The organism is Saccharopolyspora flava, assembly GCF_900116135.1.
In the GTDB taxonomy this organism is placed as follows: Bacteria; Actinomycetota; Actinomycetes; order Mycobacteriales; family Pseudonocardiaceae; genus Saccharopolyspora; species Saccharopolyspora flava.
Window position 1 is genome coordinate 1 of sequence record NZ_FOZX01000002.1, and the last position, 14073, is coordinate 14073.

Genomic DNA, 14073 nt, shown 5'->3' on the forward strand with positions numbered 1-14073 from the left:
ACTCCGGGGAGTCATTTCTTCGGTGATTCCCGCTCTCGCGGTGATTCCTACTTTAGACCATCCTGATTTCCTCGGTCAAACCGGGGGGTCTCAATCTCGGCCGTTGCTTTTCCGTGACCTTCAAGCAAGTCCCGTACTCACCAACATCAAGCGAATCAACCACTCAAGCAGTATTCACATTATCAAAAGGTCTTACCCGTTTTGCTCGGGCTCCGAACACGCTACCACCCGAAGGTTTAAGCGAGGTTCTCGGGGCCCCGTCAGGCCCGGCCCGGTTTTTTCCGGCCCGTGTCGCGCTGACATGGAATACTTTACGCACACCCCAAACCCCCCTGAACACCACCCCCCCTTTAAGGGTGAAACCCCAGGTCAGACCCAATGCGTCGGCCTATTCGCGGGTGAACGGTGAACCCGTCCGGCGCAGTGGGGTCTCCACCTTCGGGTGGTTGTCGGTCGCGAGAGCGGGTGCTCCTAGATTTCGCGGGTAGCCTGCCGACGACTTGTCAGAACGGGGGTAGCAGTGGACTCGACTCCGATATACACCGAGCTGCGCAACACTCTGGCCGACCCGGAGGACCGCGATTGGGGCCCGAGCGCCCCGCCGGAGTTCGCAGTCGGACTCGACGAAGGAGCGGAATCGGCGCCCGCGTCGGCGCCGGCGAAGGAATCGCGCACGAGCGGTGCGCGCTCCCGCGCGCGCAGACACCGCGCGGCCGACTGACGCCCCGCGCACTTCCCACCGCACCGGACCACAGGCCGGTGCGGTTTTTTCCGCCCGGAATCAGCGGCACCCGGTCAGCGGTTCGCGTTCGTCCCGGGCTTCGCACGGCTGATGCGAGAGCGCGTCAACGGCGCGAATCGCCGAAAGCGGCCGAACGCCGGATGAACGGGTTGAAGCGCGCTCAGTCCACGGCCGAGGAGAACAGCGGCAGCGACACCGCGGGCGACTCGGCGGGAGTCTGCTTCGGGGGTTCGGCGGTGGGAACCGGTTCGGGCGCGGTTTCCTCGACCGGAGTCTCGGCCGGGGTTTCGGCCTCGGCCGGCTCCTCGACGGTCTCGGACTTCTTCAGCGCTTCGCGGGTGCGCTGCGCGGCGCCGCGAATCTGCTCGGTCAACTGCTTGTTGGCCTGGCGCGCCTGCTCCTCTTCGCGCTCCTGCTGCTTGGTGGTGCGCGGAGCGGCGGGCTTGGGAGCGCGAGCCGCCTTGATGTAGCGGTCGAGCAGTGCGCGGAGCGCTTGGGCGTTGCTCTCGCTCAGGTCGATTTCATAGGTCACGCCGTCCAGCGCGAAGGTGACGGTGTGCTTGGCTGGCGACCCGTCGATGTCATCGACGAGATCGACCTGAATCCGCTCGGCCATGATCACCTGTCTCGGGAACGCGCCCCGTCTCGATCCGCGACTTCCAGGTAAGACTACTGCTAGCCCTGACCACGTTGTAGCACGACGGTGCGCAGATGTCTCGCACTCGACCATAGTCCACCCGGTTCGATCGGCCGAAAACCGCTCGACTTTCCGGACACCGGAAGCAGGTCTCGCCCTCTCGGCCTAACTGACGGTAACCGAGCGCGGTCGTTTTGAACCCAAGGTAATCCGGGTGGCGGCCCGAATTGGGATACCGGGTGGAACATTCTTCCGAGCATCGTTTATTGTTCGCTCGCTCTTCGTCGCGCGGGCACGTGCGCGCAGAGACTGGATTCGAGCCGGAATCGAGGTTTAACCGTGGCGCAGAAAGTCACCGTGCAGCTGGTCGACGATGTCGACGGCTCCCAAGCCGACAGCACCGTCGAGTTCGCCCTGGACGGGGTGAACTACCAAATCGACCTGTCCGCAGACAACGCCGCGAAACTGCGGGACTCCCTGGCCTCTTTCGTGGCCAACGCCCGTAAGACCGGTGGCCGCAAGCGGTCTGGCGGCAAGCCGGGCAAGCCCGCCGGGGCACCGACCCAGGCGGACCGGGAACGCAACCAGGCCATTCGGGAATGGGCCCGGGAACAGGGCATGCAGGTTTCGGACCGAGGCCGCATTCCGGCTGAGATCGTCGAGGCTTACGACAACGCTGGGTGAACACCCGGGGACGGGCGGCCGGATTGAGCAACGGACATATCCGGCCGCCTCGTTAATGCCCGGCCAATTGCGGCGCAATGGCGGGCCACCGCTACGGCAATCGGAGTCATGGGCTACCGGTCGACCAAGAAGCGGACGATTTCCTCCCGCGAGGGCATCGCGCTGGTCGCCCCGGTGCGCTGAACGGACAGTGCCGACCCGGCCGCCGCGCGGCGCAGCGCCGCCGGGATCTCCTCGCCCTCGCCGAGCGCCGTGCTGAGCACGCCGACGAACGTGTCGCCGGCCGCCGTGGTGTCCACGGCCCGGACCGGGAACGCGGGCACCTCGTGGCGGGTCCCGTCGCGGTGGCCGTAGACGCATCCGCGCGAACCGAGGGTGATCACGACCTCGGGCACCAGCTCCAGCAGCGCCGACAGGGCGCGCTCAGGGTCCTCGTGGCCGGTCAGCACGGCCGCCTCGTGCTCGTTGGGCACCAGCAGGTCCACGTCGCGCAGCAGGTCCTCGGGCAGCAGGACGGCGGGCGCGGGCGTGAGCACGACCCGCACTCCGCGGCGCTTGGCCGCGGCGGCCGCGGCGGCAACGCCGGACTGCGGGATCTCCAGCTGCAGCAGCAGGCTGTCGCACCCGGCGATGATCTCCTCGTCGCCGTCGGCGAGACCGTCGACGGTGCCGTTGGCCGCCGGGACCACGACGATCGAGTTGTTCCCCTGGTCGTCGACCACGATGTGCGCGGTTCCGCTGCGACCCGGTGCGGTGCGCAGGCCTTCGACGTCCACAGTGGACTGCTGGAAGGTGCGCCGGATCTCGGCGCCGAACTCGTCCTCGCCGACCGCACCGATCATGCGCGCCTGCGCACCGGCCTTGGCCGCGGCGATCGCCTGGTTGGCGCCCTTGCCGCCGGGAACGGTGCGGAACTCGCGGCCGGTGACCGTCTCCCCCTGCCCGGGGGCGACCGGCACGTAGGCCACCAGGTCCATGTTGCAGCTGCCGAAGACCACCACGCTCGTCGTCACCGGACCATGATGCCCGCCTCCGACACCCCACCCGCTGGACGGGTCACGCGAAGGGCGACGTCGTACCATGCCGACCAGCAGTCGAGGAGAGGGCGATACGCGGTGGACTACGCGGTGACGGCAGAGCTGGCACCACCGGCCGAGGTGGTGGAGCTGGACCCGCTGCAGCAGGAGGGCGTCGCGGCCGTGCTGGACCGCCACCTCGCGATGGTCGAGGGGGTCAGCGGGCCGGAGGAGTCCGACATCGACGTCCTGGACTACCGCATCACCGTGCACCAGACGGGCGTGAGCGTGCTGCTGGCGCTGGACGCGCCGTCGCTGCAGGCCGCCGAGGAGGGCGCGGCGTCGGTGCTCGACGAGCTCATCTCGGAGACCGAGCTGCTGCTGGGCTGGTCGGTCGCGTCGTCGGCGGTGCGGATCACCGAGGACGAGTTCAACGAGCGGCTGGCCGCGGCCGACGAGGTCGACACCGACGAGGCGCTGCAGGCGGCGATCGAGGAGGCCCTGGAGACCTCCGAGGAGCCCGCGATGGACGCCGAGCACTGGAAGCGCAGGCTCACCGAGCTCACGCCCCGGCTGGGCGCGTTCTCCCCCGAGGTCTTCGGGGTGGAGGGCGAGCCGGCCGCGCTGGCCGCCGGGGCCCTGGTGCACGCGGTGCGGGTGGTGACCGACGAGATCTTCTACGACGAGCTCGCGCTGGCGGTCAACAACGCGACGGTCGCCGACGCGGCCGGGCTGCTGGTGCTGGAGGAGCTGCCGCCCTGCTACGACCACCGCTACGACGCGTTCTTCGCGCGCTCGTTCGTGCTGGCCTCGGCGGCGGTGGCGGTGCGGCTGACGGAGTCGTCGTGGACGCCGCCGCGCAGCGTCGCCGAGGCGCTGGCGCTGCGGCTGGTGATCAACGAGGCGCGGGTGGTCCTGGAGGCCGCCGAGCTCATGTCCTGGGACGACAGCGAGCCGGTGTTCGAGGCGTTCGCGACGGCGGCGTTCGCCGGGGACCGGTACGACGAGCTCTACGAGATCGACGTCCCGCTGGCGGCGGAGGCGGAGCCGGAGGTCGTCGAGCAGGCGGCCAAGGTCGAGGCGGAGCTGCACGACCGGGGCCTGGCCTTCGACCAGTGGTTCCTGCCGCGCGACGGGGGCGCGTACCACCCGTACCTCGACTCGCCCTGATCCCGGGGCGGGTGGGCGACAGTTTTAGCCATAACTGTCCATGATCGATGTCCGAAATGTCTGGTCAGTTATGGCTAAAACTGTCCCCGCTGCCGCCACGCCGCCCCCGGGAGGCGGGTGGCGGACCCGTCAGCTCTGGTTGCGGACCGCGTGCGGCGGGACCGTGGCTCCGATGAGCGAGGCGTCGTCGATGGTCTGCGGCTCGTAGGCGCTGTTCGGCAGCGCTTCGAGCATCAGGTTGATCGGGTCGTCGATCGGCTCCACGCGGCCGAACAGGAACGCCCACTCGTGCTCGTCGGAACCGAAGTAGGCGACCGTCTCGAACGCCGTCTGGAACCGGTTGTAGGCGCGGATCAGCGTCTCGTTGCGCCACACCGTCGGGCAGCCGCCCTGGTAGGCGACCACTCCCCCGGCCGAGAGCACCGACTGGCAGCGCTGGATGAACTCCAGGCCGTAGAGCCGGTTGTGCTGGCCGTCGGCGTCGTCGGCGCGCTCGTCGGGCAGGTCGACCACGACGATGTCGTAGCCCTCCGGCGGCGCGGTGTCCAGGAAGCTCCAGCCGTCGGCGAAGTGGATCGTGACCGGCCCCTCGCCCTTCTCGGCGGCGGCCAGCTCCTCCGGCGTGTAGCCGTAGGGCAGCAGCTCGGCGCACTTGCGCACGCACATCTCGTCGATGTCGACGTGGTCGACGCGGGTCGCGCCCGCGGCCACCGCCATCTGGCTGGCCACGCCCTCGCTGGACCCGATGATCAGCACCCGCTCGACCTGCGCGGCCAGCAGGAACGCCGGCACCATCATGGCCTCGTGGTAGACCAGCTGGGAGAACTCGGTGCTCTGCCGGTCGTCGTCGCAGAACAGCGAGACGCCCTGACCGGTCCGCCCGATCACCACGTGCTGGTAGGGGGTGTCGCCCTCCCACAGCACGTCGTCCACCCGCCACAGGCGCTGCAGGTCGGCGCCCATCGGCTCCTTGATCCACCGGTGCCCGTCGAGTTCGATCAACGGTCTTCCTCCTGAATTCCCCAAATGATGTGTGCCCAGCATCCCGCCGGCTCCCGTGGCGGGCTCGCCGACACGCGAAAAGACCGGGTCAGCAAACCAGTTCGGCGTAGTCGTGGCCGCGCTGGATGGTCTGCACGTTCTGCGACGTCGGCTTGAGAGCGTCGGCCAGCAGTTGGACGGCCAGTTCGGGTTTCGCGGTGTGGCCGCAGGTGAAGACGTCGATGAAGATCGAGCCGTCTTCCGGGTAGGTGTGCAGCGAGGCGTGGGACTCCGACAGGAGCGCCAACACCGTGACGCCCTGCGGGTCGAACCGCTTGGCGATCATCTGGCACACCGTGGCGTCCGACGCGCTCAAGGCGTCGTTGAGCGCGTCCCGCAGGTACTGCTCGTCGTCCAGCAGTTCCGGCGCGACGCCCTCGAGCTCGGCCAGGACGTGCCTGCCGGTGAACAGACCGACCTGAGCTCCGGTGTCAACGGACATCTATCGACCTCCCATCATTTCGCAGATTTGCCGCGTCGTGCTTGTCGTCCCCCTGCGGGCGGACCTCGCCGCCCGCAGCAGATCACGGCCGCTGATCGCCGTCGACGCAATAGGTGGGCAGCGGGGTGAACCCGTTGAAACCCACCGATGAATAGCTCGCGGTGTACGCGCCCGCCGACAGCAGATCCACCCAGTCGCCGCCGCGCAGCGTGCGCGGCAGGTCGTAGCGGGTCCGCTGGTAGAGGACGTCGTCTCCGTCGCAGGTGGGCCCGGCCAGCACGACCGGGCCTTCCGGGTCTCCGTCGCGCGCGGTGCGCAGCCGGTAGGTGATGGCTTCGCCCTCGGTCTCGGCGAGCCCGTTGTAGCGCCCGATGTCGAGGTAGACCCAGCGCCGCTGCCCGTCGCAGGAGTCGGTGACCAGCACGACCTCGCTGCGCAGCACGCCGGCGTCGCCGACGAGGAAGCGCCCGGGTTCGACGAGCAGCTCCGGCCGGTCCGGGCCGAAGGCGCGCTCCAGCGCCTGCTCGACGGCCGTGACGTAGTCGGCCAGCGGCGGCGCGGTCTCGGTGTAGCCGGCGGGGAGTCCGCCGCCGAGGTTGACCATGCGCGGTCGCACGCCGCGCGCGGCGCAGTCGGCGAAGACCTGCGCGGCGGCGTCGATGCCGTGCCGGTAGGCGGCCGGGTCGAGCTGCTGCGATCCGATGTGGAACGACACCCCGTAGGCGTCGAGCCCCAGCTCGGCGGCACGGACCAGCAGGTTCGCGGCCTGCTGCGGGGTGCAGCCGAACTTGCGGCCGAACGGGGTCTTCGAGCCGGTGTTGTCGACCAGGACGCGGCAGAACACCTGCGATCCCGGGGCGACCTCGGCGATGTTGGTCAGGTCGGCGTCGCTGTCGGTGGCGAACAGCCGCACGCCCTGCTCGAAGGCGCGGGCGATGTCGCGGCGCTTCTTGATGGTGTTGCCGTAGGAGATCGACTCGGGTGCCGCGCCCTTGGCCAGGCACAGCTCGATCTCACCGGGGCTGGCCACGTCGAACGAGGCGCCCTCGGCGATGAGCTCGCCGACGATCTCGGGGGTGGGGTTGGCCTTGACCGCGTAGCAGATGCGCGCGTCCGGAAGGGCGGTGCGCAGTTGCCGGTAGCGGTCCCGCACCTGCGCCAGATCCATGACCAGGCAAGGGGTTTCGGGGTTGTGCTGATCCAGGAAACGCCGGATCGGATCCGGATTCCCGTTGCCCCGCCCGGGCTCCTGCGCGGTGCCGCTCGGGCGGTCCGTCACGCCGGTGGTGGCGGACAGATCGGTCAATCCCGTTACCTCCGTCTGGGTCTCGTCGGTGGGTTCTCGCTGCCCTGGTGGGGCAGTCGGCGACCGCAACTGCGACCAAGCACGGTACAGCTCCCGAGGTCAGATTTCGAACGGCACCCGCCCGCGGGACGGCCTCCTGTGAGCACTCGCACTGACCGCGATCTCCCGGATCGGCTCCCGTCGGCGAAGGCCCTCCGGTCAGGAGGGCTCGTGGAGGCGGAGGGCCAGGTAGAAGTCGACGCGGGTGGCGAAGTCGGACAGGTCGCGCCCGGTGAGCTCCTCGACCCGCTGGACGCGGTAGCGCAGCGTGTTGACGTGCACGTGCAGCAGCTGGGCGCAGCGCGACCAGGAGCCGTTGTTGTCCAGGAACACCCGCAGGGTGCGGAGCAGTTCGGAGGCGTGCGCGGCGTCGTAGGCGCGGACGTCGGCGAGCAGCCGTTCCCGGTACGAGCGGCGCAGCTCGTCCGGCGCGGAGGCCAGCAGGACCTCGTGCGAGGCGAGCTCGTCGGCCGTGACGACCTCGGCGCCGCCCCGGCGCTGCTCGGCGAGCCTGCGGGCGTAGGCGGCCTCGTCGAGGGCGCCGCGCAGCGCGGTGGCGGCGGTGATGTCGCTGATGCCCATCGCCAGCCGCCGCTGCCCCAGCCCGGCTTCGGTGTCGGCGACGATGCGGCGCAGCTGGTGCTCGAGGTCGGCGAGGTGGTCGGGCTCGTCGACGAACAGGGCGGCGGCGCCGTCACCGAGCGGCGCGGTGACCGAGGCCATGCCGGTGGCGGCCGCGATCTCGCGGAGCAGCGTGGTGGATTCGCCCGCGTCCCCGACGCCCATCGTCACCGCGCGCAGCGGTTCGTCGGCCGGGAGCCCGGCGGTCTCCAGGCGGGCGGCGACCTCGGTCGGTGAGGAGCTGCCTTCGAGCAGTCTGCGCAGGGCGGCCTCGACGGAGCGGCCCGCGATGCGGCGGGCCTCGTCGACGCGGGCACGGACCAGCGCGATCACGGTCCCGAGGTCGGTGGCGACGGCTTCGCGGTGCTCGTCCCACTCGACGAGGTCGCCGCTGACCAGGGCGAACCACTGGGCGGCGGCGGGTTCGGCGCCGGATTCGACCGGCCACAGCACGTGCGGGTCGCCGGCGCGCCAGGTGCGCGGCAGGCGGCCCCGGGCGAACTCGGCGAGCGCGCCCGCGCGGGTCTCCTCCGGCAGGTCGGCGGTGCCGCCGACGACCCAGCCCGCGCCGGACAGGACCCAGCAGTCGGCGCCGAGGTCGTCGGCGGCCATCCGCAGCACCCGGTCCAGGTCGGCGCCGGCGGCGACGGCGGAGATGAGCTCGCGGCGGGGCGCGGAGCGCCACTGGATGCGTTCGGCCAGCGCGTTGAAGCTCACCGAGATCGGCACCTCGAACGCGGGCAGCCCGTGCTCGCGGCAGGCGGCGATCAGGTCCGGCGGCGCGTGCCCGAGCCGCGCCGTCCCGGCCGCCAGCCCGGCGACCCCGGCGTCGACCAGGGCCCGCACGAACCGCTCGGAGTCCTCCGGCCCGGAGTGCCACACGAGCCCGCTCAGCACCAGCTCCCCGCCGCTGAGGTACCGCCGGGGGTCGATCAGATCGGTGATGTACACCCCGCGCACGACCCGCTCCAACCCCCCGGCGTCGCTGAGCAGCACCAACCCGAGCTCGTCGTCCTCCAACAGATCCCTCAGCCGCACACGACCTCCCTACCTCACCCGCCCGACACGCCCCACCGGTCAAAAACCGCAGGTTTTGACCCGACGAATACCGCAGGTTTTGACCGGTCGAATACCGCAGGTTTTGACCCGCGGAGGGGTGCGCGTGCTCGGGGTGGGTGTGAGCACGGCGGGCGAGTTTCGCGGTTTGTAGGAACATACAACCGGGGGTGGTCGGGGGCGAGCGTTTTTCGGGGGTTCGCCCGCTAGTCAGGGGCTGCTCGCCGACTGTGTACTGGGCCACATCAGAGCAAGGGGCCTGAGCGGTGGGCACGACCCGAGCAGGCCGAGCAGAGCTGGGCGCCGGTTGAGAAGGAGTACGTCGTGGAATTCCTCCGCCCCGCCACGTGGCGGGAAGCGCTCGAGGCCAAGGCCGCGCATCCGGGCGCGGTCCCGATCGCGGGCGGCACCGACGTGATGGTCGAGCTGAACTTCGACCGGCACCGGCCCGAGGTCCTCATCGACCTCACCACCGTGCCCGAGCTCGCCGAGTGGGCGCCGGACGGAGACGTGCTGCGCATCGGCGCGGGCGTCCCCTACGCGCGCCTCATCGAGGAGCTGGGCACCCGAGTACCCGGTCTGGCGATGGCCGGCCGGACCGTGGGGTCCCCGCAGATCCGCAACCGCGGCACCGTCGGGGGCAACCTCGGCTCGGCCTCGCCTGCCGGAGACGCCCACCCACCGCTGCTGGCGGCCGGGGCGGGCGTCGAGGTCGAGTCCGTGCGCGGATCGCGGGTGATCCCCGCTCACGAGTTCTTCACCGGGCCCAAGCGCAACGCCCTCGCCGACGACGAGCTGATCGCGGCGATCCGCATCGCACCGGCGCCGGGCCCGCAGCAGTTCTCCAAGGTCGGCACCCGCAACGCGATGGTCATCGCGGTGTGCACCTTCGCCGTCTCGCTGGACCCCGCCGCCGGGACCGTCGGCACCGGCATCGGCTCGGCCGGACCCACCCCGCTGCGGGCGCGAGAGGCGGAGGACTTCCTGGCCGCCGAGCTCGACTGGGACGGGCCGCTGGAGGACGCGGTGGCCCGCCGCTTCGGCGAGCTCGTCGCGCGGGCCGCGTCCCCGATCGACGACGTGCGCGGCAGCGCCGACTACCGCAGGCACGCCTTGGGCGTGCTGGCCCGCCGGACCCTGACCTGGGCCTGGCACGAGCACCGTTCCGGGAGGCAGGAATGCGCCTGAAGTTCACCGTCAACGGGCGCCGGCAGGAGGCCGACGACGTGTGGGAGGGCGAGTCCCTGCTGTACGTGCTGCGCGAGCGGCTCGGCCTGCCGGGCTCGAAGAACGCCTGCGAGCAGGGCGAGTGCGGGTCGTGCACGGTCTACCTGGACGGCGTCCCGGCCTGCTCGTGCCTGGTCGCGGCCGGTCAGGCCGAGGGCCGCGAGGTCCGCACCGTCGAAGGTCTTGCCGACGACGAGCAGCTGGACCCGGTCCAGCAGGCGTTCGTCGAGACCGGCGCCGTGCAGTGCGGTTTCTGCACGCCGGGACTGCTGGTGCAGACCCACGACCTGCTGGAGCGCACCCCGCAGCCCTCGGACGCCGAGATCCGCGAGTCCCTGGCCGGGAACCTGTGCCGCTGCACGGGTTACGAGAAGATCATGGACGCGGTGCGGCTCGCCGCCTCCCGGAGGAGCGATGGCTGAGCGGATCGTCGTCGAGGGCGGGTCGGTCGTGGCGGTCGACGACGCCGGGACCGAGCACGCCGAGGGCCACGTCGTCATCGAGGGCGACCGGATCGTCTCGGTGGGGCCGGGATCGGCGCCGCCGCAGGACGTGCCGGTGCGCCGGATCGACGCCACCGGCTGCCTGGTCACGCCCGGCCTGATCAACACCCACCACCACCTCTACCAGTGGGCGACGCGCGGCTACGCCGCCGACTCGACGCTGTTCGAGTGGCTCACCGAGCTCTACCCGGTGTGGGCGCGGATGGACGCCGAGAGCGTGCACGCCGCCGCCTCGGCCGGTCTCGCGCAGCTGGCGCGCTCGGGCTGCACCACCGCCGCCGACCACCACTACGTGTTCCCGCGCGAGGGCGGTGACGTGTTCGGCGCGGTGGTCGCCGCCGCCGAGCGGACCGGGCTGCGGCTGCACGCGGTGCGCGGCTCGATGGATCGCGGCCGCTCGCGGGGAGGTCTGCCGCCGGACTCGGTCGTGGAGGACCGGGACGCGGCGCTGGCCGCGACGCAGCGGGCCATCGACGACTTCCACGACCCCGCGCCGAACTCCCGCGTCCGGGTCGCGGTGGGTCCGTGCTCGCCGTTCTCGGTGAGCGCCGAGCTGATGCGCGAGGCCGCGGAACTGGCCCGCCGCAACGGGGTTCGGCTGCACACCCACCTCGCCGAGACCACCGACGAGGCGGAGCAGTGCCGCGCGGAGTTCGGCCGCACCCCGGTGGAGTACGCCGAGGACGTGGGCTGGCTCGGGCCGGACGTGTGGCTCGCGCACGCCGTGCACCTGTCCCCCGCCGAGATCCGCGCTCTGGCCGCGACGGGCACCGGGGCCGCGCACTGCCCGAGCTCCAACGGCCGGCTCGGTGCCGGGATCGCGCCGGTGCGCGGGCTGCTGGAGGCCGGAGCCCCCGTCGGTCTGGGGGTCGACGGGGTCGCGTCCAACGAGTCCGGCGGGCTGGGCGAGGAGATGCGCCAGGCGCTGCTGCTGGCCCGCGCGACCGGTGGGCCGCGCGCGATGTCGGTGCGCGAGGCGCTGTGGCTGGCGACCCGGGGCGGCGCGCGCTGCCTGGGCCGCGAGGACGAGATCGGCTCGCTGGAGCCGGGCAAGCTCGCCGACGTCGCCGTGTGGCGGCTCGGCGGGCTCGACCACACCGGCATCGCCGACCCGGTCGCCGCGCTGGTGCTGGGCCGGTTGCCGCAGGTGGAAACGCTGCTGTGCGGCGGGATCGAAGTCATCGAGCAGGACAACGTCGTCGAAGAGCTGGACCGGGCGAGCGCCCGGCTGCGCCTGGTGGAGGTGTCGTGACCATGACCGACCGACCGAGTGCTCAGGCACCGACCCGGACCCCGCAGCGGCTCGACGACGCCATCGACGGCGGGATCGGCGAGTCCCCGCTGCGCCCCGACGCGGGCCTGAAGGTGACCGGCGAGTTCGCCTACGCGTCGGACCTGTGGGCCGAGGACATGCTGTGGGGCGCGACGCTGCGCAGCCCGCACCCGCACGCCCGGATCCGCTCGATCGACATCGGCCCGGCGATGGCGATGGCCGGGGTGCACACCGTGCTCACCGCCGAGGACGTGCCGGGCGAGAACATCTACGGCCTCAAGACCGTCGACCAGCCGGTGCTGGCCTCCGACGTGGTGCGCTACGTCGGCGAGGCGGTGGCGCTGGTCGCCGCCGACCACCCGGAGACGGCGCGGCGGGCGCTGGAGCGCATCGTCGTCGACTACGAGGTGCTGGAGCCGGTGCTCGACGCCGAGCGGGCCGCGCACGACGAGGACCTGCCGAAGCTGCACCCGGACGGCAACGTGGTGCGCCACCAGCGGATCGTCAAGGGCGATCCGGACGCGACCGCCGAGGTCGTGGTCTCCGGCGTCTACACCGTGGGCATGCAGGACCAGGCGTTCCTCGGGCCGGAGTCGGGGCTGGCGATCCCCGCCGAGGACGGCGGCGTCGACCTCTACCTGGCCACCCAGGACCTGCACTCCGACCTCAAGCAGACCGCCCGCGCGCTGGGGCTTCCGCCGGAGAAGGTGCGGATGACGATGTCCGGCGTCGGCGGCGCTTTCGGCGGCCGCGAGGACCTGTCGATCCAGGTGCACGTGTGCATGCTGGCGATGCACGTGGGCAAGCCGGTGAAGATGTACTACAGCCGCGAGGAGTCGTTCTACGGCCACGTGCACCGGCACCCGGCCAAGATGTACTACGAGCACGGCGCGACCCGCGACGGGCAACTCGTCTACGTCAAGGCCACCCAGTACTTCGACGGCGGCGCGTACGCGTCGAAGACGCCCGTGGTGGTGGGCAACGCGACCACGCTGGGCGTCGGCCCGTACGTGGTGCCCCACGTCCGCATCGACGGCTGGGGCATCTACACCAACAACCCGCCGTGCGGCGCGATGCGCGGATTGGGCGCGGTGCAGCCGACTTTCGCCTACGAGTCGCAGATGGACAAGCTCGCCGACGCGCTCGGGATGGACCCGGTGGAGCTGCGGGTGCGCAACGCGATCTCCCAGGGCGAGACCATCCCGACCGGCCAGGTCGTCGACTCCCCCGCCCCGGTCGCCGAGCTGCTGGAACGCGTCCGCGCGCTGCCGATGCCGGCCGACCGCGACACCAGCGACATCCGGGAGCTGCCCGGTGGCGCGTCCAACACCACCCACGGCGAGGGCGTGGTGCGCGGCATCGGTTACGGGGTGACGATCAAGAACATCTGCTACTCCGAGGGCGCCGACGACTTCTCCACGGCGCGGGTGCGGTTGCAGCTCATCGGCGGCGAACCGGCCGCGATGGTGCACACCGCTGCCGCCGAGGTCGGCCAGGGCCTGGTGACCGTGCAGCAGCAGATCGCGCGCAGCGAGCTGGGCGTGGAGCGGGTGACCATCCACCCCAACGACACCTCCGTGGGCCCGGCCGGTTCCAGCTCCGCCTCGCGCCAGACCTACGTCACCGGCGGTGCCGTGCGGGAGGCGTGCCAGGCGGTGCGGGAGGTGCTGTTCGAGCGCGTCGTCGACCGGTACGGGACCGCGGTGGGCCTGTCGCTGCAGGGCGGCAAGGTCATCTCCGCCGAGGGCGTGATCGCCGACCTCGCCGAGGTGCTGGGCGACGACGTCATCGAGGAGACCCGCGAGTACCACCACCGGCAGACCTTCCCGATGGACGCCGACGGGCGCAGCGACGTGGTGCAGGTGCAGCACGCCTTCTCCGCGCACCGCGCCGTGGTCGACGTCGACACCGAGCTGGGGCTGGTCAAGGTCGTGCAGCTGGCCTGCGCGCAGGACGTCGGCAAGGCCGTCAACCCGGAGGCCGTGCTCGGGCAGATCCAGGGCGGGTCGGCGCAGGGCCTCGGGCTGGCGGTGATGGAGGAGATCCAGGTCCGCGACGGGCGGATCCGCAACCCCTCGTTCACCGACTACCTGATCCCGACGATCTTGGACATGCCGCCGATGGAGATCGACGTCGTCGAGCGCGCCGACGACAACGCGCCCTACGGGGTCCGGGGCGTCGGCGAGCCGCCGACGATCTCCACCACGCCGGCCGTCGTCGCGGCGATCCGCGCCGCCACCGGCAAATCCCTCACCCACACGCCGGTCGCTCCCGAGCACATCATCTGAGCGGCACCACCGAGAACCATTGGAGTGA

At 71.3% G+C, this 14073-nt stretch carries 12 protein-coding genes; 6 read left to right on the top strand and 6 right to left on the bottom strand.

Features of this window, described 5'->3' with window-relative positions:
* Nucleotides 1-902 precede the first annotated feature (902 nt).
* Nucleotides 903-1358, bottom strand: a complete 456-nt coding sequence (locus BM424_RS06810; RefSeq protein ID WP_093415640.1) for an Lsr2 dimerization domain-containing protein — start codon at nt 1356-1358, stop codon at nt 903-905.
* Nucleotides 1359-1718: 360 nt separating this feature from the next.
* On the opposite strand from BM424_RS06810, the gene BM424_RS06815 reads away from it, so the two are divergent.
* Nucleotides 1719-2063, top strand: a complete 345-nt coding sequence (locus BM424_RS06815; RefSeq protein WP_093414737.1) for a histone-like nucleoid-structuring protein Lsr2 — start codon at nt 1719-1721, stop codon at nt 2061-2063.
* A 113-nt stretch (nt 2064-2176) separates the two neighbouring features.
* Here BM424_RS06815 and rbsK read toward each other — a convergent pair whose 3' ends face one another.
* On the bottom strand, nt 2177-3076 hold the full coding sequence (rbsK, locus tag BM424_RS06820) for a ribokinase (RefSeq protein ID WP_093414739.1): 900 nt from the start codon (nt 3074-3076) through the stop codon (nt 2177-2179).
* Nucleotides 3077-3178: 102 nt separating this feature from the next.
* On the opposite strand from rbsK, the gene BM424_RS06825 reads away from it, so the two are divergent.
* Nucleotides 3179-4249: a hypothetical protein gene (locus tag BM424_RS06825; RefSeq protein WP_093414740.1), complete on the top strand. Its 1071-nt coding sequence runs from the start codon at nt 3179-3181 to the stop codon at nt 4247-4249.
* Between the two features lie 129 nt (nt 4250-4378).
* Here BM424_RS06825 and BM424_RS06830 read toward each other — a convergent pair whose 3' ends face one another.
* The 4 genes from BM424_RS06830 to BM424_RS06845 form a co-directional block, all read right to left on the bottom strand.
* A complete protein-coding gene (locus BM424_RS06830) occupies nt 4379-5251 on the bottom strand; it encodes a spermidine synthase (RefSeq protein ID WP_093414742.1) in 873 nt (290 codons plus the stop codon).
* Between the two features lie 88 nt (nt 5252-5339).
* The gene (gene speD / locus BM424_RS06835) at nt 5340-5732 is read right to left on the bottom strand and encodes an adenosylmethionine decarboxylase (RefSeq protein WP_093414743.1); all 393 of its coding nucleotides are present in this window, start codon (nt 5730-5732) and stop codon (nt 5340-5342) included.
* Between the two features lie 82 nt (nt 5733-5814).
* Complete coding sequence (locus tag BM424_RS06840) at nt 5815-7038, bottom strand: type III PLP-dependent enzyme (RefSeq protein ID WP_093414745.1); 1224 nt, start codon at nt 7036-7038, stop codon at nt 5815-5817.
* Nucleotides 7039-7236: 198 nt separating this feature from the next.
* Complete coding sequence (locus tag BM424_RS06845; protein WP_093414747.1) at nt 7237-8736, bottom strand: PucR family transcriptional regulator; 1500 nt, start codon at nt 8734-8736, stop codon at nt 7237-7239.
* Nucleotides 8737-9078: 342 nt separating this feature from the next.
* Between BM424_RS06845 and BM424_RS06850 the strand changes: the two genes are divergently transcribed.
* The 4 genes from BM424_RS06850 to pucD are packed head-to-tail and all read left to right on the top strand — an operon-like array spanning nt 9079 to nt 14045.
* The gene (locus tag BM424_RS06850) at nt 9079-9942 is read left to right on the top strand and encodes an FAD binding domain-containing protein (protein ID WP_093414748.1); all 864 of its coding nucleotides are present in this window, start codon (nt 9079-9081) and stop codon (nt 9940-9942) included.
* Complete coding sequence (locus BM424_RS06855) at nt 9933-10403, top strand: (2Fe-2S)-binding protein (protein ID WP_093414750.1); 471 nt, start codon at nt 9933-9935, stop codon at nt 10401-10403. The genes BM424_RS06850 and BM424_RS06855 overlap by 10 nt, the downstream gene beginning before the upstream one ends.
* On the top strand, nt 10396-11736 hold the full coding sequence (locus BM424_RS06860) for an 8-oxoguanine deaminase (RefSeq protein ID WP_093414751.1): 1341 nt from the start codon (nt 10396-10398) through the stop codon (nt 11734-11736). The genes BM424_RS06855 and BM424_RS06860 overlap by 8 nt, the downstream gene beginning before the upstream one ends.
* A 2-nt stretch (nt 11737-11738) precedes the next feature.
* On the top strand, nt 11739-14045 hold the full coding sequence (gene pucD, locus BM424_RS06865; RefSeq protein ID WP_093414753.1) for a xanthine dehydrogenase subunit D: 2307 nt from the start codon (nt 11739-11741) through the stop codon (nt 14043-14045).
* The last annotated feature ends 28 nt before the right edge of the window (nt 14046-14073 follow it).